Here is a 22,540-nt window from a genome sequence, read left to right as displayed (position 1 = left end):
GTGACAAGCGCTATCGACAAAATTTTCACACTCGATTTTCGAGAATCCGCGCCGCACAATGCCGCTCTGGTCCGGTGCCATGATCGATGGCAAGGCCTGGCTGTCGGCGATTTCGCCCTTTTCGCAAACCCGCAATCCTAGGACCTCTCCATTCATGGCTATCACGGACGCCCTGAAGCAAGGGGGCGCGCGAGGCTCGTTCTCGCCGACCCTGAAATCCCACCTGGCCTATACGCTGCTCAGCGGCCTGGTGATCATGCTGATGCTCAGCCTCGTGCGCCTGGCGCTGCTGGTCTACAACAGCGACATGATCGGCGACACCCCTTACTCGACCGTGGCCGAAGGTTTCCTCAACGGCCTGCGCTTCGACCTGCGGGTGGTGGTGTACATCAGCATTCCGCTGCTGTTGGCCCTGCTCAGCCCCTGGCTGATGGCCCGGCGTGGCCTGTTCCGCCTGTGGCTGACCATCGCGTCGAGCGTGGTGATGTTCCTCGGCCTGATGGAGATGGATTTCTACCGCGAGTTCCACCAGCGCCTGAACGGCCTGGTGTTCCAGTACATCAAGGAAGACCCCAAGACCGTCATGAGCATGCTCTGGTACGGCTTCCCGGTGGTGCGCTACATCCTGGCCTGGCTGGTCGGCACCTGGCTCTTGAGCCTGCTGTTCAAGGGCATCGACCGCCTGACCCGTGGTGGTAACGCCAGCCTGCAAGGCGCCGGCACGCGCACCGTGGCGCCTTGGTACGGTCGCCTGGTGGTGTTCGTGGTGATCCTGCTGATCGCCGTGGTTGCCGCCCGTGGCACCCTGCGCCAGGGCCCGCCCATGCGTTGGGGCGATGCGTTCACCACTGACTCGAACTTCGTCAACCAGCTTGGCCTGAACGGCACCCTGACCCTGATCGATGCCGCCAAGAGCCGCTTCGGTGAAGACCGCGCCAACATCTGGAAAGCGACCCTGGACCAGAACCTGGCCACCCAGAGCGTGCGCGACCAGCTGCTGACCCCGCATGACACCCTGGTCGATGCCGACGAAGCGGCGATCCGTCGCGACTTCGTGCCGCCCCAGGAACGCACCCTGCCGATCAAGAACGTGGTGGTCATCCTGATGGAGAGCTTCGCCGGGCATTCGGTGGGCGCCCTGGGCAGCGAGACCAACATCACCCCGTATTTCGACAAGCTGGCCAAAGAGGGGCTGCTGTTCGATCGCTTCTTCTCCAACGGCACCCATACCCACCAGGGTATGTTCGCCACCATGGCCTGCTTCCCCAACCTGCCGGGCTTCGAATACCTGATGCAGACTCCGGAAGGCGGCCACAAGCTGTCCGGCCTGCCAGCGCTGCTCAGCGCCCGCGATTACGACGACGTCTACGTCTACAACGGTGACTTCGCCTGGGATAACCAGTCCGGGTTCTTCGGCAACCAGGGCATGACCACCTTCATTGGCCGCAACGACTTCGTCAATCCGGTGTTCTCCGACCCGACCTGGGGCGTTTCCGACCAGGACATGTTCGACCGCGGCAACGAAGAGCTGGCCAAGCATGACGGCAAGAAGCCGATCTATGCCCTGCTGCAGACGCTGTCCAACCACACCCCGTACGCACTGCCCAAGGACCTGCCGGTCGAGAAGGTCACCGGTCAAGGCCGCCTGGACGAGCACCTGACCGCCATGCGCTACTCCGACTGGGCGCTGGGCCAGTTCTTCGAGAAGGCGCGCAAGGAGCCGTACTTCAAGGAGACCCTGTTCGTCATCGTTGGCGACCACGGCTTCGGCAACCACCAGCAGGTCACCGAGCTGGACCTGGGCCGCTTCAACGTGCCATTGCTGCTGATTGCCCCGGGTATCCAGGACAAGTTCGGCGCGGTCAACCACACCGTGGGCACCCAGGTCGACATCGTGCCGACCATCATGGGCCGCCTCGGTGGCCAGGCCCGCCACCAGTGCTGGGGCCGTGACCTGCTCAACCTGCCGGAAGGCGACCAGGGCGTGGGCATCATCAAGCCGTCGGGCAGCGAACAGATCGTCGGCCTGGTGCAGGGTGACCGCATCCTCATCGAGTCCAAGGACATGAGCCCGCGCATGTACCGTTACCAGCTGGGCCGTGAGTTCAAGGCCGAGCTGATCGACAGCCCGGACGAGTCGCAGTTGCAGAAAAAACTGGAGGCGTACATCCAGACCGCGACCAAGAGCCTGCTGGACAACACCGCGGGTGTGGTCCATGGCACGCCGAAGTAACTAAGTCGCTGCATCGAAAAAGCCCGCCCTGACCCGGCGGGCTTTTTTTATCAGGTTTCATGCTTGGGGCTGAACAATTGCCCCCTTGTCAGGGTCAAGCTAGTACGCAGTTTCACTCACCGTAGTGGTAGCGAGGGCTGATCGATGAAAGAGTGGGAAGTGCGCTTTGCTGACCAGAAGGGCGAACCGCAATCGCTGTTGCTCAACGCCGAGCAGCGCCCCAGCGAGGAAGATGCCGCACGGGCGATTCGCTCCCGTCTGTTTCCGCTGATGGATGAACTGGACCTCAACGATTTTCAGGACCGCAGCTTTTCCCCGACGGCGCGTTGGCTCAAGGAGCAGAACGGCGTCACCATCACCGCTATTGACGAAGCCCCCTGAATAACGGGTTTCTGGCGAGGTGCCGGCTCAGGCACTACGCTGCTTGAAGACGTGGGCCTATTCTGCGGGTCCGCGTCGTCTTCATTCTCGTTTTGCATCAGCTCTAAACGCCAGGCAGGTCTCAAGTGCCAGGTGAGTGCGTTGTGCACGGAAAGTCTATCCATTGCATTGCAGGAGGACGTTTCATGAGCAGCCTGAACGACGATATCAGCAGCAGTGTTCTTAGCCAGATGAAAGCTGGCGGTTTTGACTTCACCCGCATCCACCCCATTGAGTTCTATGCCGTTTTCCCCGACGAGGCCTGCGCGCGCCGGGCGGCGGGGCAGTTCCGTGGGGAGTCGCTCAGTGCCCAGGTGAGCGAGCGTGACGATGGCGCCTGGCACCTGGAGCTGAGCAAGGTCATGTATGCCACCTACGGGGGGATTGGCGCTTTCGAGGCATCGTTCGAACGCGTAGTTTCGCCTTATGGCGGCGAGGTCGAAGGCTGGGGCGTCAAGCAGGAGCGGCCGATCGCCTGAGACCTGTAGGAGCGGCCTCGTGCCGCGAAAGGGCTGCAGAGCAGTCCCGACGATTTCCACTTTGACGCTGAAATCCTGGGGCCGCTACGCGGCCCTTTCGCGGCACGAGGCCGCTCCTACAATCTGCGCAAGATCGGCTTCACTGTTTACGCCCCGCCATATGTTTCAGATACGCCAGCAGCGCATCGAGCTCCTGCTCGTTGAGCACCTGCGTGGAAAACCCCGGCATCCTTGCCTGCGGCCACCGCCGCAGGCTCTGCGGGTCGCGGATGTACTGGCGCAGGAACGCCGGCTGGAAATACTCGGTGGGGTTGTGCGGCAGGTTCAGGTCCGGGCCGAATTGCGCGTCGCCTGCGCCATTGAGGCGGTGGCAGGCCAGGCAGTTCTGCTGGAACAGCGCGAAGCCCTGGCGCACCGGGTCGTGCTCAGGCAACGCGGGGGCGGGCAACAGGGCAGGGAAGCGTACCTCCACCGCAGCCAGGCGGCGGATCGTGGCGATCTGGAACGGCCATTGTTCGGGGCGGATACCGCTGGCCCGGGGGTTGGTCCAAACCAGGTAGAACGGTCCGGCGCTCGGCTTGCCGGCGGCGAGCGGCGGCCAACCATGGGCGGGATCTTCGATGGCCAGCCAGGCCTGGGCCGGGCCGCTTTGCAGCAGCGCAGCCGCCGGCATTTCGGCGGCGAAACCATCCAGGGCCACGGCTTGCAGGTGATCGGCTGCGCTCACCCCTTCGAGCAGCGCCGCCAGCGGCACTGCGCGGTAATGCACCGTGCGTTTGTAGGCCACATCCTGTTCGATGGTGATGTCGCGGGCTTGTGGGTGGTGGAGCAGTTGCTCGCTCTGCCATTGCCGGTGCTTTTCGCCCAGCTCCAGGTTCAACTGCGCCGCCGAAAGCGGCGGTGTGAGCAACAGGCAGAGCAGGGCGAGGTACAGGCGCATGGGGGTCTCCAACCATCAAGGTTGGCAGATTACCCGTGCATAACCTGCAAAGGCCACAGCCGCCGTCAGCCAAACAGCCGGGTGAGGTTCGGCAGAATCAGTAGCAGTGTGGTGGCGAACAGTATGAGCCCGGCTTGGCGTACTTTCGATTGTCTGAACATGGCGGACCGCCTTCTTGTTGTTATTCCTGAATAACCCTTGGCTTCCCTGTCACGCGTCGGGTCGATCGCAGTGGCGTGGTAAGACGCCGTCTCTGCTTGCCTCGTGTTTTGTCGATATACAACCAACAGTAGGGCGCGCGTCAGGGATGTTTCAGAACCCTTTGTTCTATTGAGTTTTGCATTGATATCCGAGGGTTTTAAGGCCACTGGCCACCTCGCTGGCACGCTCTGGCTAGACGAGTGCGCGCAGGGGGTTACCGAGGGTTACAGGGCCTACCGTTCGTCCGGACATCCTACTTGCTTGTGCTGATATTTCGCGTCAGTCTTTACAGCAAATCCCACCCACATGTCGTTCAGGACTACCGCTATGTCGTTACGCATCTGCATCCTTGAAACCGATGTCTTGCGACCGGAGCTGCTCACGCAGTACCAGGGCTACGGAAGGATGTTCGAGCAGCTGTTTTCGCGTCAGCCGATCGCTGCCGAGTTTGACGTGTTCAACGTCATGAACGGCGACTACCCCCCGGACGGCGTAGCCTTCGATGCTTACCTGGTCACAGGCAGCAAGGCCGACTCGTTCGGCGACGACCCCTGGATCCAGACCCTCAAGGCCTACCTGCTCAAGCTGTATGAGCGTGGCGAGAAGCTGCTTGGCGTGTGCTTCGGCCATCAACTGCTGGCCTTGACCCTCGGTGGCAAGGCCGAGCGCGCCGACAAGGGCTGGGGTGTGGGTATTCATCGCTACAGCCTGGCGGCCCATGCCCCGTGGATGGACCCGCAAGTGTCCGAGCTGACCCTGCTGATCAGCCACCAGGACCAGGTCACCCAGCTGCCCAAGGATGCAACGGTGATCGCCTCCAGCGATTTCTGCCCGAACGCCGCCTATCACATTCGCGACCAGGTGCTGTGCTTCCAGGGCCATCCGGAGTTCGTCCACGACTATTCCCGCGCATTGCTCGATGCGCGCCAGGATTACCTGGGTGATGAGGTCTATCAGAAAGCCGTGGCCAGCCTGGCCAGCGAGCACCAGGGTGACCTGGTGGGCGAGTGGATGCTGCGCTTCATCCAGCAGCCGGCCAAGTCGAAGCCTGACGCGGCGTGATCAATCGCGGGGCAAGTCGCAGCGGCGCACCGCCGCTCCCACACATCCCTGTGGGAGCGGGCTTGCCCCGCGATGTGTTCTACAGCCAGCCCGAACGCTTGAAGCTGTAGAACAACCCCGCACACCCCAGCCCGATCACGCTCAGCACGGCAAAATAGCCGTAATGCCAGCCCAGCTCCGGCATGTTCTGGAAGTTCATCCCGTAGATCCCGGCAATCGCCGTGGGGAACGCCAGGATTGCCGCCCAGGCCGCGAACTTGCGCTGGGTGATGCTCTGGCGCGATGACTCCAGCAGCATGCCGATCTCGATGGTCTGGCTGGCGATGTCGCGGATGCCCGCCAAATCCTCCATCTGCCGCGTGACGTGGATCTGCACGTCGCGAAAGTACGGGCGCATGTTCTTGTCGATGAACGGGAAGTTCAGGCGCTGCAGCTCCTCGCTCACCTCGACCATCGGCGCCACGTAGCGGCGCAGGCGCAGGATGTCGCGGCGCAGGCTGTGCAGGCGCTGGATATCCTCTTCCTTGAGCGAGTTGCTCAGCACGCTCTGCTCCAGCTCTTCGATTTCGCCGTGGATGGCTTCGCTGACCGGCTGGTAGTTCTCGGTGACGAAGTCGAGCAAGGCGTACAGCACGAAATCCTCACCGTGTTCGAGCAGCAGCGGGCGCGCCTCGCAACGCTGGCGCACCAGGGCATAGGATTTCGAATGGCCGTTGCGGCAGGTGATGATGTAGCCATTGCCGGCAAAGATGTGGGTCTCGATGAATTCCAGCCGGCCCTCGTGGCGCACCGGGGAGTAGGTGACGATGAACAGTGCGTCGCCGAAGGTTTCGAGTTTCGGCCGGCTGTGTTTTTCCAGGGCGTCTTCGATCGCCAGCTCATGCAGGCCGAACTGACGCTGCAGGTTGGCCAACTCCTCGGCATTGGGCTCTTCAAGGCCGATCCAGACGAAATGCCCGGGCTTGCGTGCCCACTCGGCGCCTTCATCGAGGTTGATGTTGGTGACTTTCCTGCCGGCGCTGTACACCGCAGACGCGACGACTCGACCCATGGTTGTCCGCTTATTCGGTTGAACACGACGGACAGCTTGGGCTGTGTGGGCGCTTGGAGCAACCCGTAGACATGAAGATTTGCGCAGGCCCTAGGCCGGCAAACCGCGGCGTCCACAGAGTGGCGCACGCGGTCGAGGTGGGAGCCGGCTTGCCGGCGATGGGCCCTAGAGTCAGGCTCAGTTGCCGGGCAGCTCGTTTTCCATATGGTCGATGCAATGCTGCATCTGCGCCTGGCACTGCTCGATCAAGGCGGGCAGGTCCTGCTGGGTCAGGCCAGCGGTGGCGATCGGCGCCAGCGAGCGAATGATCACCGTGCGCCGGCGCCAGCTGTTCAGGCCCATGCGCCGCGTGTAACGGCTGACGCACACCGGCACGATCGGCACACCGGCTTCGAGCGCCATGTGGAACGCGCCTTTCTTGAACGGCAACAGCTGTTCGCCCGGGTTGCGGGTGCCCTCGGGGAAGACCCAGATCGAAGTCTCGTGCTGCAAGGTGCGGGTAGTCGCCTGCAGGGCCTGGCGTGCCTGGAAGACATTTTTACGGTCTATCAGCACGTTGCCGCCCAACCAGAACAGCTGGCCGAACAGCGGCACCCAGCCCAGGCTTTTCTTGCCGATGGCCACGGTGCGCCGCGGTACCACCTGGCCAATGATGAACAGGTCGTAGTTGGACTGATGGTTGGCAATGATCACGCAGCCCGGGGGCTGGTCCCACAGCGGGCCGACCTCGGCCTTGACCTTGATGCCCATGAACCAGGCGGCGGGCACGCTGTAGAGGCGGGCGAACAGGCGGCTGTTGTCGGGGTTGAACGGGCGCAGCAGGCCGATGACCAGGCCAAGCACTCCCACGAGCAGGAAATGCAGCCCCAGCAGGAGCATGCGAAGCAGATAAAGCATGGTACGACTCACACAGAACGATCGCGGCGCAGTGTACGGACGTGCACTGTTGGCGGCAAATGCTGTGGGAGGCTTGATGTCCTGTCTGTAGGAACGGCCCGACCAGGCCGATCCCACAGGTGTTCTGGGCAGCCAATCAGCCCAGGTGGTTCTGGTCCGCCAGGATGGCCTCGTCCAGCAGTTCCAGCAGACCTTTGCGCACCTTCAGCTTGGTGTTCTTGTGCGCCAGCATGTTCAGCTTCTTCATTTCGCGGGCGACCGCGGTGGCGGTTTCCAGCAGCTGTTCGGCCGGCACCACCTTGTCGAGGAAGCCTGCGTCCACCGCGCCCTGCGGGTCGAACACCTCGGCATTGTTCACCGAACGCTGGAAGGCAGCCCGGCTCAGGCGGTCACGGGCCAGTTCGATACCGGCATGGTGCATGGTCATGCCGATCTGCACTTCGTTCAGGCAGATCTTGTAGGGGCCTTCGACACCGATGCGGTAGTCGCCCGACAGCAGCAGGAAGGCGCCCTTGGCCACCGCGTTGCCAGGGCAGGCGACGATCACCGGGAAGGGGTGCGAGAGCAGGCGGCGGGCCAGGGTGGAGCCAGCGGTGACCAGCCCGACGGCTTCTTTAGGGCCGGCGGTCATCACCTTGAGGTCGTAACCGCCGGAGAGAATGCCCGGCTGGCCGGTGATGATCACGATTGCACGTTCCTCGACGGCGCGGTCGAGCGCGGCGTTGAACGCCTTGATGACCTCCGGCGAGATCGCGTTGACCTTGCCGTTGTTCAGGGTCAGGGTGGCGATGCCGTCTTCGGCGTGGTAGGTAATCAGCTCGCTCATGGCAGAGTCCTTAGGGGGGCGTGGCGACGACGTTACCCAGCGTCGCCTGCCAGGTAAAGCACCAAGGCTGACCGGTTGGTCAGCGCCAGGCCGCTACCCCTCGCGCCATCGGGCCGGCGCATCTGCGGCAGGTAAAAGCGCAGGCCACAATGGCAGCTTTGCCTTGATAACCGAGAGAATTCGGCTGATTGGCTTAAGCGCATGAAAATTCTGAAAAAAATGCTTGCCAAAGAAAGACTCTTCTACTAAATTAGCGCGCCTCGACAGGCTAAACAGCTTGAAGAGAAACGGTGAAGTGTCCGAGTGGTCGAAGGAGCACGCCTGGAAAGTGTGTATACGAGAAATCGTATCAAGGGTTCAAATCCCTTCTTCACCGCCACATTCTACGAGAAGCCCCCGAATCGAAAGGTTCGGGGGCTTTTTGTTTCTGTCTGTACCCTCTGGCCGGGGTATCAATGGGCGGTGAGCCTTCAGAGGCCTCACCGCCCATGCCTTGGGCCCTACTGCCCAGCGGCAGGCGGTTGCGAGGCGATTGCGGCAGGTGCCTCAAGGGGCTTGGAGGCCCATTCCAAGGCCGCCCATAGCTGCTCCTTCACGGCTTCACCGTAGCGCGTCGCTCCGATTTCATTCAGGTGGTCACCATCGGAGTACAGTGGAGTTGTCCCGTCGAAGGGGGCGTCGCGCCAGAGCTCGATGCCGGTGAAGTCCAGTACCCGGACATTGGCGTACTTGCTGGCCATTTCGATGATCCTGCCGTTGGCCAGGCGCCACTTGTCGTCGACCATGACCGTGGGGTGTAGGCCGAGCGCCTTGAGCCTTGTGGCCCGCTGCAAATCGGCAGTGAGGCTGGGGATCTGCAGCAGGACGAATACCTGCTGGTTCCTGCGCGCGCTTTGCTCGAACAGGTGATCGATCGAGTTCGCGGAGGCAGGGTCTTGCAGGTGCAGGTCCCAGCGCCCGGCGATGAATACTGTTTTCGCCGAGGCCAAGTACTTGTCCACCTGTTGGATTTGCGCTTCACAAGGTGCCATTGCGTTCTGCGGTACCGAGCGAATATCGAAGCCGTGCAGGGGGATGCAACTGCTGGCGCTGATGACTCGCATGCGTGCGTTGATATAGCGCCCGACCACATCGGCAAACAGATTGAGTTGCGCAGCGTGGCTATCGCCAATCACCAGAATTTCCTGGGGGGCGTCCTGTGCTCCGCGTATGCAGTCTCCGATGATCTGCCCGTGGCAGATGAGTGCAGGGTCGGCATAACGGGTGAATTCAACGGGGGGACGAGGGACCACTGTCTTGTTCAGCGTGCGCGTCGCTTGGAGGGTGCCGAGGGCGATGACCAGTATCACGACGGTCGCACCCAGTGAAATCGACCGGGCTTTGCTGAATCGCACCCTGTTTTCAATGAAGGTATACGACAGCCAGCCACAGATCAGGGTGAGCAGCGCGGCGATACTCAACAGGCTTGCGGGGAGCTCGTAACTGCCGTGGATGTAGCGCAGTCCGGCCAGAATCGGCCAGTGCCAGAGGTACAGCGAGTAAGACAGGTTGCCCGTCTGCACGGCAATGGGGTTGCACAACGGGTTGCTGCGTCGGTTGATGGCGCCCCAGATCACCAGTGCCACACCTATGCAAGGGGGCAGCGTCAGTAGCCCGGGCTTGAAGGCGCTTTCGGTGATCAGCGCGAAGCTGGCCACCATCAGGCTGCCACCTACTGCATAAGCCAGGCGTTGCTGGGTAGCGCTGGCCGGTGGGCGGATCAGCGCGGTGACACTGCCGATCAGGAATTCCGGGATGCGCGCAGCCAGCGAGTAATAGAGCCCGCTGGCGTCTGCTTGTGTGCCTCGATAGGTCGCGTAGCCCGTAAGCACGGCGAACAGTGCCACGAGCACCGGCGTGCGCCATTTGGCGGGGAGCATCAAGAACAGCACGGGCATCAGCAGGTAGTACTGCATCTCGATCGCCAGCGACCAGGTGTGCAGCAACGGCAGTTCGAAGGCCTTGGGCCCGAAGTAGTCGTAGTAATGGGCGAAATAGTTGTTGCTGTTGAAGATCAGGGCAGCTTTGGCGCTACGGAAAAAGTCGCGGAAGTCACCTTTGATCAGCAGCAGGGCAAAGACCAGCGAGCAGATGACGATCAGGGCCAGGTAGGCCGGGATGATCCGTTTTGCTCGCGACAGGTAGAACTGCCGGTAGCTGAAGGTCTGCGCGGTGTGCTGGGTGTGCAGCAGCCGAGTGATGATGAAGCCGGAGATGACGAAGAAGATATCGACCCCGAGGAATCCGCCTGGGAGCCAGTTGCTGTTCATGTGAAAGACAATGACGGCCAGCACTGCCAGCGCGCGCAGGCCTTGAATGTCGTTTCGTAGCGTCAGAGCTGTTGTTTGCATGGTTCGGGTTGTCATCCGGGGTGCTGCGCAAGGTGGCTGGCGATTATAAGGGCCAGCCGGCACGGGTACAGGTGGCTTCGTCCGGTAGTGTCAGGCGCGGGACTCTCAAAAACTCACCGACGCCGACAGTCGCGCAGTACGCGGTGCGCCCTGGAACAGGTAGTTGTCCCCCAGGTAGTCGCCCACGTCGCGCCAGTAGCGCTTGTCGAACACGTTGTCCACGGTCAGGCGCAGCACCGTGTCGTAGCCGCCGATGCGGGTGCTGTAACGGCTGCCGAGGTCGAACACGGTGTAGCCGCCGACTTCGACGTTGCCGGCTTGGCTGGCGTATTTGCTGGCGCTGTAGCGCGCGCCGCCGAGCAGCGCCAGGCCCGGCACGGGCAGGGTGTAGTCGGCGTGCAGCGCGGCGCGCAGGCGTGGCACGTTGATCGCCTGGTGCCCTTCGTAGGCGTCGGTGCCGCTGTCCTGCACCCGGGCGCGTATCGCCGCGGCACTGGCCTGAAGCTGCAGTTTCGAGGTCACCCAGCCGCTGGCGCCCAGTTCCAGGCCGGTGTTCTTCTGCTGGCCCTGCTGCACATAAGTAGGTTCGGGGTTTTCGTCGGGGCGAGCGTACTGGTAGGCCTGTCGGATCTGGAAGAGCGCGGCACTGAAGCTCATACCTTGCCAGTCGCGCTTGATGCCCACCTCCAACTGACGCGACAGGGTGGGGGCAAGGATCTCGTAACGATTGGACGCGAACCAGGGCGCCGTGCCGCCACTGGAAAGGCCTTTGGAGTAGCTGGCGTACAGCGTGGTATCCGCCTGCGGCTTGTAGATCAGCGCGGCATTGGGCAGCAACTGGTACTGCCGGGTATGCCGGCCGGCGATGCCGTTTTCATCCCAGGTCTTCTCGTCCAGGCGCACTTCGCGAGCGCCGATCACGGTCTGCCAGTGTTCGTCGAAGGTGATGCGGTCGCTGACGAACAGGCCGTACTGGCGGCTGTCCAGGCGGCGTTCGCTGTCGCCGATGGGCTTGTCGGACGGCGCAAGCGCCGGTGCACCGGTGTAGATGTTGCCCGTGCCCAGCCACTCGTTGTAGTACGGGCGCTGGTCGAGGGTGCGCCGCTGGGCGCTGGCACCAACCGTCAGTTCGTGGCCCACGCCGAACGCGTCGAAGCGGCCATCGAGCATGGCCTGGGCCTCGTCGGTGCGCCGGGTGTCGTCCGGGCTGCGGAAGTCATAGATGTCGTAGTCGCCGTTGCTGGCAAAGAACGCGCCTTCACTGGAGCCCCAGGCAAACGCGCTGTAGTCATCGATCACCACCTTGCTGCGCGACGCGCTCAAGGTGCCGTTCCAGTCATCGTTGAAGCGGTACTTGAAGCGCCCACCCAGGTTCAGCGAGTCGTTCTGCACCGGCTTGGCCCACTGCTGCCAGGCCAGGTGGTCCTTGGGGTCGACATCGTGCGGCAGTTGGCTGCCGCCCAGCAGTTGGTAGCCCGGCACCGAGTACTGCTCGCGGTGCTGGTATTCAGCGTCCAGCTCCAGTACGGCATCGGGGTTGATCTGCCAGTCGGCGGCCAGCGAGGCGAAGTCGCGTTTGCCGTCGGCATGGTCGACATAGCTGCGGATGTCTTCATGGGCCAGGTTGACGCGCAGGCCGAACTGGCGCTCGGCGCCGAACCAGCCCCCCAGGTCGGTGGCCAGGTAGCGTTCGCCCTGTTCGTTGCTGGAAACGCTGAGGGTGCGCACGTCTTCCGTGCGCTTGGTCACGTAGTTGACCAGCCCGCCAGGCTCCGACACGCCGCTTTGCAGCCCCGAAAGTCCCTTGAGCAACTCGACCTGCTGCTTGTTCTCCAGTGCCACGTTCTGCTCACCGGCGATGGTCTGGCCGTTGATCCGGTAACTGCTGGCGGCATTGAGCTCGAAACCGCGCACGTTGAAGTTCTCGTAGTAACCGACCGGCGCATAGCTTTCACCCACCGAGGCGTCGCTCTGCAGCACTTCGCTCAATTTGCGCACCTGGCGATCGTCGAGCAGCTGGCGGCTGAACACGCTGACCGCCGCCGGGGTATCGAGCAGTGGCGCATTGTGCAGCCCGCCGACCTGCGCCTCGCGGGCCTGGTAGCCATCACTGCCGTACACCTCGGTGACCTTTACCGGTGCCAGGGTCACGCTGTCTGCTGCCAGGGCATGGGCGCCGTGCAGGGCAAGGCCAAGGCCGAGCAGGCCAAGGGGCAGGCGGGGGCGAAGCGGGGTCATGCGGGGCTCCTTGAAAATACCGACGCCGCCGTTATCGGTCGGCGGCGGTCGGCAGGGCAGGTGTCAGGCAGGGGCAGCCCGCCGGCGTTGCGCCGGTCAGGCGGATGCAAAAGGGCGCCATGTTAACAGGCGCGCACGGGCAAGTGCCTGCAAACGCAGGCACTCAGGGAGAAAACGTATGGGCTGCGGGTGAATTCAGGCGGCGACTGGCCGTTGATGCCGGCGCCAGTTGTCGTCGATCTTCGACCAGGTCTTGCCATCGGTGATGGCCAGCAGCTTGCGCCCATCCTTGAAGGTGGCGATGAAGGTCACTTCGTCTTCCTTGCCACCCAGCAGCAGGCCGGCAAGTAGGCCGACCGGCCCGGCCACCAGTGCTCCGGCCATGCCCCAACCCAGGGCGCCGCCGAGGCTGCGGGTCGATTCCAGGTTGGCCAGTTTCAGTTCCTGGATGCGTGTGAGGGAAATGCGCTCGCCAGGCGAGGGGCTGCGCGGGGTCTTGAGTGTGAGCGCTCCATTGCGATACTCGCCTTCACCTTGCAAGAAATCGCCGGATTGCACCGTGAGTCTTGTCATCGTGTCGTCCTGTCGGGAAAGGGCATTTGACCAACGCCTAATGAGCGCCGTGGGCGCGGGCAAGTCAACGGCCAGGCGACGGAGGGTCGTGCGGCCGGTTGTCGCGCAGTAAAGCGCCTAAACGAAATGATGCTTCGAATGAACATCAAGTGGTCGCGTTTTCATAAGTAAACTTCGAGCGGATGAATAAAAACCACTGAGTCATTAATTGGGCTCATGGTTTTATCCAGGTTTGCCGGGGTAATAACAGTTTGCGCAAATAAGGGCATGGCAGTGTCGGTGTTCACAAACGAAAAAGTTCTGTCAGAAAACGCTGGACAGAAAGTTTCACTTTGTGTCAGTTTTTTTGCGCCTCATAAGGGCGAGTGACAGGATGAACTCGCCAAGTGGGAGACTCCTGTCTGACATCAACTGCTTGTTCGTAAACAAGGAAGTAACCTGCATGTCGAAAGTCCAAGTTAATGCCAGTGTTTCGGCCACTTCTGCGTTACAACCGCAAGGGCCGAGTGCCTCCGCCGGTTTGATCGACCGTTTCGCCCATCAGTACGATCGCGGCGGCGCCAACATCAACGGCAAAGCGTCCTACACCGTCGACCAGGCGGCCGATTTCATCCTGCGCGATGGCGCGGCCTGGAAAGACCTGAACAAGGACGGCACCATCAGCCTCACCTACACCTTCCTCAACCGCGCACCGTCGGACTTCTACAGCCGCGAACTGGGCAGCTTCAGCCAGTTCAGCAGCCTGCAGAAGGACCAGGCCAAGCTCGCCATGCAGTCCTGGGCAGACGTGGCCAAGGTGACCTTCACCGAGGCGGCGTCGGGCGGCGACGGTCACATGACCTTCGGCAACTACAGCGCCAACGACGGCGGCGCGGCCTTCGCCTACCTGCCGTTCGACCAGCCGGGCTCGCACAAGGGTGAATCCTGGTACCTGATCAACAGCGGCTACCAGGTCAACACCACCCCGGGCACCGGCAACTACGGGCGCCAGACCCTTACCCACGAAATCGGCCACGTGCTCGGGCTGTCCCACCCCGGCGACTACAACGCCGGCAATGGCAACCCGACCTACCGCGACGCCACCTACGCCCAGGACACCCGCGGCTACAGCGTCATGAGCTACTGGAGCGAGAGCAACACCTCGCAGAACTTCGTCAAGGGCGGCGGGCAGTACTACGCCTCGGCGCCACTGCTGGACGATATCGCGGCGATCCAGAAACTCTACGGCGCCAACTACGCGACCCGCTCGGGCGACACGGTGTATGGCTTCAACTCCACCGCCGATCGCGACTTCTACTCGGCCACCTCGGCGTCGTCGAAGGTGGTGTTCGCGGTGTGGGACGGCGGCGGCAACGACACCCTGGACTTCTCCGGTTTCACCCAGAACCAGAAGATCAACCTCAACGAGGCATCGTTCTCGGACGTGGGCGGCATGGTCGGCAACGTGTCCATCGCCAAGGGCGTCACCGTGGAAAATGCCTTCGGCGGTTCGGGCAACGACCTGCTGATCGGCAATGCCGTGGCCAACCTGCTCAAGGGCGGGGCCGGCAACGACATCATCTACGGCGGTGGCGGTGCCGATACCCTGTGGGGCGGCGCCGGCGCGGACACCTTCGTGTTCGGCGCGGTCAGTGATTCGACCAAGGCGGCACCGGACCGGATCATGGACTTCACCAGCGGGCAGGACAAGATTGACCTGTCGGGCATGGCCGCCTTCGCCGTGGACAAGCTGCCGCTGCAGTTCGTCAACGCCTTCACCGGCCATGCCGGCGAGGCGATCCTCAGCTACGACCAGGCCACCAACCTGGGCAGCCTGACCATCGATTTCACCGGAAACAGCCTCGGCGATTTCCTGGTGACCACCGTTGGCCAGGCCGCTGTCACTGACATCGTGGTCTGATGCACGAGGGGGCGGCGTGTGTGCGCCGCCCCTTTTGAGCTGAGGTTGACGCATGCCTTTTTGCAAACCAATGATCGCCGTGTGGGCGATCCTCCTGACGGTGATGACCGAGGTCAGTATGGCCAGCAGCCTGTTACTCCCCAACCCCGCGCAACTGGCCGGGCGTTGGCAGCTTTACCCTGAAAGCCAGCAAGCGCAGGCCTGTGAGTTGCGCCTTGACGCCAACGAAGGCGTGCTGGGCGGCGATCTGGATTGTGTCGCGCAGCTGATCGGCCTGCGCCCCGGCAGTTGGCTGGTAACCCCGGATACCCTGGCTCTGGTGGGCGGGGACGGCAGCAGCGTGGTGCACTTCAGCCGCGAAGGCGCCCTGCGCTATGGCTGGACGGCTCCAGACGGCACGCCGCTGATACTCGAACGCCAGCACCCATAACCCCCGCCCGGCACTTTGCAGTGCCGGGCCAATAAGGGCGAAACATGAAACAACCGAGCCAAAAGCCCGGGGCACCCTTGTGGGCGGCGCTCGGCAACTACAAGTCGACTTTGATCAGCGTTGGCTGTTTTACCGCACTGATCAATGTATTGATACTGGTACCTTCCATTTATATGTTGCAAGTGTACGACCGTGTACTGAGTTCGCAGAACACCACAACGTTGTGGATGCTGACCTTGATGGTGGTCGGCTTCTTCGTATATATCGGCGCACTCGAGGCGGTGCGCAGTTTCATTGTTATCCGCGTGGGTAACCAGTTGGAGAAAAGTTTCAACCTGAGTGTGTATCGCGCGGCCTTCGAGCGTAACTTGCGCCAGCGTGACGGCGCCGCCGGGCAGGCGTTGAACGACCTCACCCAACTGCGCCAGTTCGTCACCGGGCCGGCGTTGTTCGCCTTCTTCGATGCCCCCTGGTTCCCCCTCTACCTGGCGGTGATCTACCTGTTCAATGTTTGGCTCGGGGTGATGGCCACGGTCGGCGCACTGCTGTTGGTCGGCCTGGCCGTGCTCAACGAGCGCCTGACCCATGCCACTCTGGCTGAGGCCAGCAACGTCCAGCAGCAATCGACCATGCTCGCCGCAAGCCAGCTGCAGAGCGCCGAAAGCATCCAGGCCATGGGCATGCTCGGCGCCCTGCGCCAGCGCTGGTTCGCCCTGCACGGGCGCTTCCTCGACCTGCAGAACCGCGCCAGCGACACCTCGGCGGTGATCACCGCCAGCAGCAAGGGCCTGCGCCTGTGCCTGCAATCGCTGGTACTGGGCCTGGGCGCACTGCTGGTGATCGAGGGCCAGATGACACCCGGCATGATGATCGCCGGCTCCATCCTCATGGGCCGGGTGCTCAGCCCGATAGACCAGCTGATCGCGGTGTGGAAGCAGTGGAGCGGCGCCCAGCTGGCCTACCAGCGCCTGGGCAGCTTGCTGCACGATCACCCCGAGCCGCCGGCGCCCATGCCGTTGCCGGCACCCAGCGGTGCCCTGGCGGTGGAGCAGCTCAGCGCCGGCCCGCCCGGGCGCAACCTGGCCACCCTGCAGCAGGTGAGCTTCAGCCTGGCGCCGGGTGAACTGCTGGGCGTGCTGGGGGCCTCGGGCTCGGGCAAGTCGACCCTGGCCAAGGTGCTGGTCGGCGTGTGGCCGAGCCTGGCCGGGCATGTGCGCCTGGATGGCGCCGAGCTCAAGCAATGGGACCGTGAAGCCCTTGGCCCGCACATTGGCTACCTGCCGCAGAACATCGAGCTGCTGCGCGGCAGCATTGCCGAGAATATCGCCCGCTTCGGCGAGCTGGATGGCCAGAAAGTGGTCGAAGCCGCGCGCCTGGCCGGGGTGCATGAGCTGATCCTGCGCCTGCCCCAGGGCTACGACACCCGCCTGGGCGAGGCGGGCGCCGACCTGTCCGGCGGGCAGAAGCAGCGCATTGCCCTGGCCCGCGCGCTGTACGGCAACCCCTGCCTGATCGTGCTCGACGAGCCCAACTCCAACCTCGACAGCCCCGGCGAAGCCGCCCTGGCCAGCGCCCTGATGCAGCTCAAGGCCCAGGGCCGCACCGTGGTGCTGGTGACGCACCGCAGCGCGGCACTGGCCCAGGCCGACAAACTGCTGGTGCTCAACGAAGGGCGCATGCAGGGCTTCGGCCCGGCCCGCGACATTCTCCACGCCCTTGGCCAGGGCCAGGCGCAACGCCCATTGCAGGCCGGAGGTGGCGCATGAGCCGGCATGAGCGCGATGCGCGTTTCCATGTACGCCTGGGTTGGCTGCTGACCCTGGTCGGCTTTGGCGGGTTCATGGCCTGGGCCAGCCTGGCGCCGCTCGATCAGGGCGTGCCGGTGCAAGGCACGGTGGTGGTGTCGGGCAAGCGCAAGGCGGTGCAGTCGATGGCTGCCGGCGTGGTCAGCCGGATCCTGGTCAGCGAAGGCCAGCAGGTGCGCCAGGGCGAGCCGCTGTTTCGCCTTGATCGCACCCAGGTGCAGGCCGATGTCGACGCGCTGCAGGCCCAGTACCGCATGAGCCGCGCCAGCCTGGCGCGCTGGCAGAGCGAGCGCGACAACCTTGGCCAGTTGCAGTTTCCCGCCGAGCTCAGCGCCGATGCCGACCCCAGGCTGGAACTGATCCTCGAAGGCCAGCGCCAGTTGTTCGACAGCCGGCGCCAGGCCCTGGCCCGCGAGCAGGGAGCCCTGGCCGCCAGCATCGATGGCTCCCAGGCCCAGCTGGCCGGCATGCGCCGTGCCCGCGGCGACCTGCAGGCCCAGGCCGATTCGTTGCGCGAGCAGCTGGACAGCCTGCGCCCGCTGGCCGGCGAGGGTTACATCCCGCGCAACCGGGTGCTGGAGTACCAGCGCCAGCTGTCGCAGGTGCAGCGCGACCTGGCGCAGAACGCTGGCGAAAGCGCACGGCTTGAACAGGTGATCGTCGAGGCGCGGCTCAACCTGCAGCAGCGCCGCGAGGAATACCAGAAAGAAGTGCGCAGCCAGCTGGCCGAGGCCCAGGTGAAAGCGGCGACGCTCGAGCAGCAGCTCAATTCCGCGCGTTTCGACCTGCAGCACAGCGAGATCCTCGCCCCGGCCGACGGCATCGCGGTGAACCTGGGCGTGCACACCGAGGGCGCGGTGGTGCGTGCCGGTGACACCCTGCTGGAAATCGTCCCCCAGGGCACCGCGCTGGAGGTGGAAGGGCGCCTGCCGGTCAACTTGGTGGACAAGGTGGCGCCACAGCTGCCGGTGGACATCCTGTTCACCGCGTTCAACCAGAACCGCACACCCAGGGTGACCGGCGAAGTGGCGCTGGTGTCGGCCGACCAGCTGATCGACGAACGCACCGGCCAGCCGTATTACGTACTGCGTAGCAGCGTCAGCGACGCCGCGCTGGCACGCCTGCAAGGGCTGTCGATCCGCCCGGGCATGCCCGCCGAATTGTTCGTACGTACCGGCGAACGCTCGCTGCTCAACTACCTGTTCAAGCCCCTGCTCGACCGTGCAGGCAGCGCCTTGACCGAACAATAAGGACTGCGTGTGAACAAGCTGCAATTGATCGGGCTGCTGGCGGCCTGCGCCTGGCTGCCGACGGCCGCGCAGGCGGCCATGGGGCCGTTCCAGGTTTACGAGCAGGCGCTGCGCCGCGACCCGACCTACCTGGCCGCCTTCAAGGAACACGAGGCCGGCCAGGCCTACCGTGACATTGGCCGTGCCGGGCTGCTGCCGAGCCTGTCGTACAACTACAACCGCGGCCGCAACGATTCCGAGGTGTCCTACCTGGGGGATTCGCGGCGCCAGACCGAGGACCGCACCTACAACAGCATGGGGTCGAGCTTCACCCTGCAGCAGCCCTTGTTCGATTACCAAGCCTATTCGAGCTACCGCAAGGGCGTGGCCCAGGCGCTGTACGCCGACGAAAACTTCCGCGACCAGAGCCAGCAACTGTTGGTGCGGGTCATGACCAGCTACACCCAGGCGCTGTTCGCCCAGGATCAGATCGCCATCAGCGTGGCCAGCAAACAGGCCTACCGCCAGCAGTTCCAGCAGAACCAACGGCTGTTCGAGGCCGGCGAAGGCACCCGCACCGACATCCTCGAAGCCCAGGCCCGGTTCGAGTTGGCCGATGCCGAGGAGATCCAGGCGCGCAACGAGCAGGATGCCGCGCTGCGCGAGCTGGGCGCGTTGATCGGCGAGCCTGCGGTGCGGATCGAGGAGCTGGCGCCGCTTTCGGCCGGCTTCGCCCTGCCGCCGGTCGAGCCGAGCGGCTACGACGCCTGGCAGGAACGGGCCGTGGCCAACAATCCACAGCTGGCGTCGTCGCGTCAGGCTGTGGAAGTGGCGCGGCAGGAAGTGGAACGCAACCGCGCCGGGCACCTGCCCAGGGTCACCGCGTTCGCCACCTCGCGGCGCCAGGAATCGGACAGCGGCAACACCTACAACCAGCGCTACGACACCAACACCGTCGGCATCGAGGTCAGCGTGCCGATCTTCGCCGGTGGCGCTGTCTCGGCCTCGACCCGTCAGGCCAGCCGGCAGCTGGAGCAGGCCGAGTACGCCATGGACGGCACTACCCGCAGCGCCTTGATCGAGCTGCGCAGGCAGTACAACGCCTGCCAGTCCGGGGCCAGCCGCCTGCGTGCCTACGAGCGAGCCCTGGTGGCGGCCGAGGCGTTGGTGGTGTCGACGCGCAAGAGCGTGCAGGGCGGCGAGCGGGTCAACCTGGATGTGCTCAATGCCGAGCAACAACTGGCCACCACCCGCCGCGACCTGGCCCAGGCGCGGTATGACTACCTGCTGGCCTGGATCAAGCTGCACTACCAGGCGGGGGTGTTGAGCGAGACGCAGCTGGCGCGGGTGGATGAGGCATTCATCGCCAGCAAGTCGTGACCCTTGCGGGGGCGGCGGTTCGCCGCTGCGATTTACCCGCGAAGATGACACCTCATTGCCTGGCACGGGCTATGCCCGTGTTCGCGGGTGAACCCGCTCCCACAGGGATCGCGTGCCCCTGTGGGAGCGGGTTTACCCGCGAAAGAGACACTGCGGTGCCCGTGTCAGTCGGCGATGAAAGCCATTGGCGGCCTTGAAGGTCAGGCCACCTCCGGCTGCAACTTCACCCGTTTGCGCTCCGCCAACCCCCACACCGCCAGCCCCACGGCGCCGATCACCACCCCGGCGACGACGATCCCGTTCCAGCCATGCCGCTGGAACAACTGCGTCCCCAGCAACGAGCCCAGCGCGCCGCCGATGAAATAGCAGGTGATGTAGCCGGCATTGAGCCGTGTACGCGCTTCAGGGCGCAGCACGATCACCGCATTCTGGTTGCTCACGTGCACCAGCTGCACTGCCAGGTCCAGCAGCAGCACGCCCAGCAGCAGCGCCGCCAGCGAGCTTTGCGCAAAGGCCAGCGGCAGCCACGACAGCAGCAGCGCCACCAGGCCCACCGTGGTGCCCAGTGAACCCTTGCCGCGGTCGGCCAGGCGCCCGGCCCAGTTGGCTGCCAGCGCCCCGGCTGCACCGGCCAGGCCGAACAGGCCGATCACTGCGTCGGAATAGTGGTACGGCGGGTTGCTCAGCAGGAACGCCAGTGGCGTCCAGAACAGCGCGAACAGGCTGAACGCCAACAGCCCCAGCAGCGAACGCAGGCGCAGTACCGGCTCTTCGATGAACAGGCGGAACACCGAGCCGATCAGCGCCGGGTACTTGAGCCCGGCATGGCTGTGGTGTTGCGGCAGGCTGCGGTAGAGGGCGAGGGCGGTGAGCGCCATCAGCACCGCGGCCAATACGTAGATGCTGCGCCAGCCGCCCAGTTCGGCCATGAAGCCGGCGGCGGTGCGCGCCAGCAGAATGCCCAGCAGCAGGCCGCTCATCAGTGTGCCCACGGCGCGGCCGCGCTGGTCCGGGGCGCTGAGGGCGGCGGCCATCGGCACGAGGATCTGCGCCACCACCGAGAACAGCCCGGTCAGCGCGGTGCCGAGGATCAGCCAGGGCAGGCTGGGGGCGCAGGCGCTGATGACCAGGCCGGCGGTGGCGATCAGCACCATGGTCACGATCAGCCGGCGCTGTTCGAACAGGTCACCCAGCGGTGCCAGCAACAACAGGCCGGCGCCGTAGCTGAGCTGGGCGGCGATGACGATGGTGCCGGCACCGGCGGTGCTCAGGCCGAACTGCTCGGCGATGCTGTGCAACAGCGGTTGGGCGTAATAGTTGCTGGCCACGGCCAGCCCGGTGGCGGTGGCCATCAGCAGGATCAGGGCGCGGCTGAGAGTGGGGGCGTTCATGGTTGTCTCGTGGCAGGCAAGGTGGAATGGCGACAAGTATCAGGAAGTGTCTGGCATGACGCCAATGTATAGTTTTCAGCGTGTCCATCTAAAAAGCAGATAGATCGATGAATCTCAAGCAGCTCGAATACGCCCTGGCGGTGGCCGATACCGGCAGTTTCACCCGCGCTGCCGAGCGCTGCCATGTGGTGCAGTCGGCGCTCAGCCACCAGGTGGCGCGGCTGGAGGCGCAGCTGGGGGTCAGCCTGTTCGAGCGCAGCTCGCGGCGGGTACGCCTGACCCATGCCGGCGAAGCCTTCGTGCTCAGTGCCCGGCCGGCGCTGGAGGCCGCCAGGCGCATTGCCGATGACGTGGCCGCCGCCTGTGGCCAGGTGCGCGGGCGCCTGTCGATCGGTGAAATCAGTTCGCTCACCGCGCTCGACCTGGTCGACCTGCTGGCGGTGTTCCATCGCCGCCACCCGGACGTGGACGTGCGCTGGCTGACCGCCAAGAGCGAGCTGCTGATGGCCGACGTGTGCGAGCGGCGCCTGGACGTGGGGTTTGTTGGTTTGTGGCAGGGCGAAGTGCTGCAGGGCGTGCAGCATCGCCTGCTGGCGCGTGAGGAACTGGTGGCGGTGCTGCCGCCCACCCATGCCTTGGCGGGCAGGGCGCAGCTGGCCCTGGCGGACCTGGCCGCCGAGGTGCTGGTGGACTTCCCCGAAGGCACTGGCGCGCGCCGGCAGACCGACGAAGCATTCCAGGCAGCGGGGTTGGTGCATCGGGTGCAGTTCGAGATCGGCCATATTCGCCTGGTGGAAAAGTTCGTCCAGCGCGGCATGGCCGTGGGGCTGGTGCCGGAGCGGATCGCCCGGGGTTTTGCCGGGGTGGCGGTGGTGCCGTTGCTGGATGCGCCGGTACGGCATTTGTATGCCGTGTGGTCGCCCAGCCCGACCCCGGCGGCGCGGGCGTTTCTGCAGGTGATGGAGCAGAGCCTGGGTACAGACTAAACGGGCTTGCACGTCCGCTGTAGGAGCGGCCTTGTGCCGCGAAAGGGCTGCAGAGCACCCCCGGCGATTTCTGCTTTCACGCTGAAATCCTGGGGCCGCGCTGCGGCCC

18 protein-coding genes and 1 tRNA gene are annotated in these 22,540 nt (G+C 64.2%); 11 read left to right on the top strand and 8 right to left on the bottom strand.

Annotated features, from left to right (window positions below):
* The first annotated feature begins 154 nt into the window (after nt 1-154).
* The 3 genes from ABE459_RS17840 to ABE459_RS17830 all read left to right on the top strand — a co-directional run bounded on the left by ABE459_RS17840 (nt 155) and on the right by ABE459_RS17830 (nt 3,132).
* Nucleotides 155-2,233, top strand: a complete 2,079-nt coding sequence (locus ABE459_RS17840; RefSeq protein ID WP_323830885.1) for an LTA synthase family protein — start codon at nt 155-157, stop codon at nt 2,231-2,233.
* A 144-nt stretch (nt 2,234-2,377) separates the two neighbouring features.
* Nucleotides 2,378-2,614, top strand: a complete 237-nt coding sequence (locus ABE459_RS17835; protein ID WP_125463165.1) for a hypothetical protein — start codon at nt 2,378-2,380, stop codon at nt 2,612-2,614.
* Between the two features lie 185 nt (nt 2,615-2,799).
* Nucleotides 2,800-3,132 (top strand): ribonuclease E inhibitor RraB, encoded by a 333-nt coding sequence (locus tag ABE459_RS17830; protein WP_110992570.1) that lies wholly within the window; start codon nt 2,800-2,802, stop codon nt 3,130-3,132.
* 139 nt (nt 3,133-3,271) lie between these two features.
* Here ABE459_RS17830 and ABE459_RS17825 read toward each other — a convergent pair whose 3' ends face one another.
* The gene (locus tag ABE459_RS17825) at nt 3,272-4,072 is read right to left on the bottom strand and encodes a cytochrome c (RefSeq protein ID WP_258645540.1); all 801 of its coding nucleotides are present in this window, start codon (nt 4,070-4,072) and stop codon (nt 3,272-3,274) included.
* Nucleotides 4,073-4,600: 528 nt separating this feature from the next.
* On the opposite strand from ABE459_RS17825, the gene ABE459_RS17820 reads away from it, so the two are divergent.
* Nucleotides 4,601-5,335 (top strand): amidotransferase, encoded by a 735-nt coding sequence (locus ABE459_RS17820; protein WP_125463168.1) that lies wholly within the window; start codon nt 4,601-4,603, stop codon nt 5,333-5,335.
* A 79-nt stretch (nt 5,336-5,414) separates the two neighbouring features.
* Here the strand turns inward: ABE459_RS17820 and ABE459_RS17815 are convergent, their stop codons facing one another.
* The 3 genes from ABE459_RS17815 to ABE459_RS17805 form a co-directional block, all read right to left on the bottom strand.
* Nucleotides 5,415-6,386 (bottom strand): magnesium and cobalt transport protein CorA, encoded by a 972-nt coding sequence (locus ABE459_RS17815; protein WP_125463169.1) that lies wholly within the window; start codon nt 6,384-6,386, stop codon nt 5,415-5,417.
* 177 nt (nt 6,387-6,563) lie between these two features.
* Nucleotides 6,564-7,283 (bottom strand): lysophospholipid acyltransferase family protein, encoded by a 720-nt coding sequence (locus ABE459_RS17810; RefSeq protein WP_258645543.1) that lies wholly within the window; start codon nt 7,281-7,283, stop codon nt 6,564-6,566.
* A gap of 136 nt (nt 7,284-7,419) precedes the next feature.
* On the bottom strand, nt 7,420-8,109 hold the full coding sequence (locus ABE459_RS17805; protein WP_323830886.1) for a crotonase/enoyl-CoA hydratase family protein: 690 nt from the start codon (nt 8,107-8,109) through the stop codon (nt 7,420-7,422).
* A gap of 289 nt (nt 8,110-8,398) precedes the next feature.
* Here ABE459_RS17805 and ABE459_RS17800 point away from each other — a divergent pair.
* Nucleotides 8,399-8,488, top strand: a tRNA-Ser gene (locus ABE459_RS17800).
* Nucleotides 8,489-8,609: 121 nt separating this feature from the next.
* Here the strand turns inward: ABE459_RS17800 and ABE459_RS17795 are convergent.
* The 3 genes from ABE459_RS17795 to ABE459_RS17785 all read right to left on the bottom strand — a co-directional run bounded on the left by ABE459_RS17795 (nt 8,610) and on the right by ABE459_RS17785 (nt 13,310).
* Nucleotides 8,610-10,562, bottom strand: coding sequence for an acyltransferase family protein (locus ABE459_RS17795; RefSeq protein ID WP_323830887.1), 1,953 nt, complete (start codon nt 10,560-10,562; stop codon nt 8,610-8,612).
* A 42-nt stretch (nt 10,563-10,604) separates the two neighbouring features.
* Nucleotides 10,605-12,737: a TonB-dependent siderophore receptor gene (locus ABE459_RS17790; protein ID WP_323830888.1), complete on the bottom strand. Its 2,133-nt coding sequence runs from the start codon at nt 12,735-12,737 to the stop codon at nt 10,605-10,607.
* Nucleotides 12,738-12,932: 195 nt separating this feature from the next.
* Entirely contained in the window at nt 12,933-13,310 is a 378-nt protein-coding gene (locus ABE459_RS17785) for a hypothetical protein (RefSeq protein ID WP_125463173.1), read from the bottom strand.
* A 442-nt stretch (nt 13,311-13,752) separates the two neighbouring features.
* Between ABE459_RS17785 and ABE459_RS17780 the strand changes: the two genes are divergently transcribed.
* The 5 genes from ABE459_RS17780 to ABE459_RS17760 all read left to right on the top strand — a co-directional run bounded on the left by ABE459_RS17780 (nt 13,753) and on the right by ABE459_RS17760 (nt 20,054).
* Complete coding sequence (locus tag ABE459_RS17780; RefSeq protein WP_125857854.1) at nt 13,753-15,210, top strand: serralysin family metalloprotease; 1,458 nt, start codon at nt 13,753-13,755, stop codon at nt 15,208-15,210.
* Nucleotides 15,211-15,262: 52 nt separating this feature from the next.
* On the top strand, nt 15,263-15,640 hold the full coding sequence (locus ABE459_RS17775) for an AprI/Inh family metalloprotease inhibitor (protein WP_125857855.1): 378 nt from the start codon (nt 15,263-15,265) through the stop codon (nt 15,638-15,640).
* A gap of 44 nt (nt 15,641-15,684) precedes the next feature.
* On the top strand, nt 15,685-17,406 hold the full coding sequence (locus ABE459_RS17770; RefSeq protein ID WP_323830889.1) for a type I secretion system permease/ATPase: 1,722 nt from the start codon (nt 15,685-15,687) through the stop codon (nt 17,404-17,406).
* The gene (locus ABE459_RS17765; RefSeq protein WP_125463177.1) at nt 17,403-18,695 is read left to right on the top strand and encodes an HlyD family type I secretion periplasmic adaptor subunit; all 1,293 of its coding nucleotides are present in this window, start codon (nt 17,403-17,405) and stop codon (nt 18,693-18,695) included. Before ABE459_RS17770 ends, ABE459_RS17765 begins: the two co-directional genes overlap by 4 nt.
* A gap of 78 nt (nt 18,696-18,773) precedes the next feature.
* The gene (locus ABE459_RS17760; RefSeq protein ID WP_323830900.1) at nt 18,774-20,054 is read left to right on the top strand and encodes a TolC family outer membrane protein; all 1,281 of its coding nucleotides are present in this window, start codon (nt 18,774-18,776) and stop codon (nt 20,052-20,054) included.
* Nucleotides 20,055-20,254: 200 nt separating this feature from the next.
* Here the strand turns inward: ABE459_RS17760 and ABE459_RS17755 are convergent, their stop codons facing one another.
* A complete protein-coding gene (locus tag ABE459_RS17755; protein WP_323830890.1) occupies nt 20,255-21,445 on the bottom strand; it encodes an MFS transporter in 1,191 nt (396 codons plus the stop codon).
* A 107-nt stretch (nt 21,446-21,552) separates the two neighbouring features.
* Between ABE459_RS17755 and ABE459_RS17750 the strand changes: the two genes are divergently transcribed.
* On the top strand, nt 21,553-22,431 hold the full coding sequence (locus ABE459_RS17750) for a LysR substrate-binding domain-containing protein (RefSeq protein WP_125463179.1): 879 nt from the start codon (nt 21,553-21,555) through the stop codon (nt 22,429-22,431).
* Nucleotides 22,432-22,540 lie beyond the last annotated feature (109 nt).

Source organism: Pseudomonas sp. TWI923, from assembly GCF_039673365.1.
GTDB classification, from domain to species: Bacteria; Pseudomonadota; Gammaproteobacteria; order Pseudomonadales; family Pseudomonadaceae; genus Aquipseudomonas; species Aquipseudomonas sichuanensis.
This window is presented reverse-complemented; position numbering and strand designations above follow the sequence as displayed.

Bases quoted from the DNA above. Each gene is read 5' to 3' on its own strand.
- ABE459_RS17835 (WP_125463165.1), top strand. From the start codon at position 2,378: ATGAAAGAGTGGGAAGTGCGCTTTGCTGACCAGAAGGGCGAACCGCAA.
- ABE459_RS17785 (WP_125463173.1), bottom strand. From the start codon at position 13,310: ATGACAAGACTCACGGTGCAATCCGGCGATTTCTTGCAAGGTGAAGGC.
- ABE459_RS17840 (WP_323830885.1), top strand. From the start codon at position 155: ATGGCTATCACGGACGCCCTGAAGCAAGGGGGCGCGCGAGGCTCGTTC.
- ABE459_RS17755 (WP_323830890.1), bottom strand. From the start codon at position 21,445: ATGAACGCCCCCACTCTCAGCCGCGCCCTGATCCTGCTGATGGCCACC.
- ABE459_RS17805 (WP_323830886.1), bottom strand. From the start codon at position 8,109: ATGAGCGAGCTGATTACCTACCACGCCGAAGACGGCATCGCCACCCTG.
- ABE459_RS17765 (WP_125463177.1), top strand. From the start codon at position 17,403: ATGAGCCGGCATGAGCGCGATGCGCGTTTCCATGTACGCCTGGGTTGG.
- ABE459_RS17790 (WP_323830888.1), bottom strand. From the start codon at position 12,737: ATGACCCCGCTTCGCCCCCGCCTGCCCCTTGGCCTGCTCGGCCTTGGC.
- ABE459_RS17830 (WP_110992570.1), top strand. From the start codon at position 2,800: ATGAGCAGCCTGAACGACGATATCAGCAGCAGTGTTCTTAGCCAGATG.
- ABE459_RS17775 (WP_125857855.1), top strand. From the start codon at position 15,263: ATGCCTTTTTGCAAACCAATGATCGCCGTGTGGGCGATCCTCCTGACG.
- ABE459_RS17770 (WP_323830889.1), top strand. From the start codon at position 15,685: ATGAAACAACCGAGCCAAAAGCCCGGGGCACCCTTGTGGGCGGCGCTC.
- ABE459_RS17815 (WP_125463169.1), bottom strand. From the start codon at position 6,386: ATGGGTCGAGTCGTCGCGTCTGCGGTGTACAGCGCCGGCAGGAAAGTC.
- ABE459_RS17820 (WP_125463168.1), top strand. From the start codon at position 4,601: ATGTCGTTACGCATCTGCATCCTTGAAACCGATGTCTTGCGACCGGAG.
- ABE459_RS17750 (WP_125463179.1), top strand. From the start codon at position 21,553: ATGAATCTCAAGCAGCTCGAATACGCCCTGGCGGTGGCCGATACCGGC.
- ABE459_RS17780 (WP_125857854.1), top strand. From the start codon at position 13,753: ATGTCGAAAGTCCAAGTTAATGCCAGTGTTTCGGCCACTTCTGCGTTA.
- ABE459_RS17760 (WP_323830900.1), top strand. From the start codon at position 18,774: ATGGGGCCGTTCCAGGTTTACGAGCAGGCGCTGCGCCGCGACCCGACC.
- ABE459_RS17825 (WP_258645540.1), bottom strand. From the start codon at position 4,072: ATGCGCCTGTACCTCGCCCTGCTCTGCCTGTTGCTCACACCGCCGCTT.
- ABE459_RS17810 (WP_258645543.1), bottom strand. From the start codon at position 7,283: ATGCTTTATCTGCTTCGCATGCTCCTGCTGGGGCTGCATTTCCTGCTC.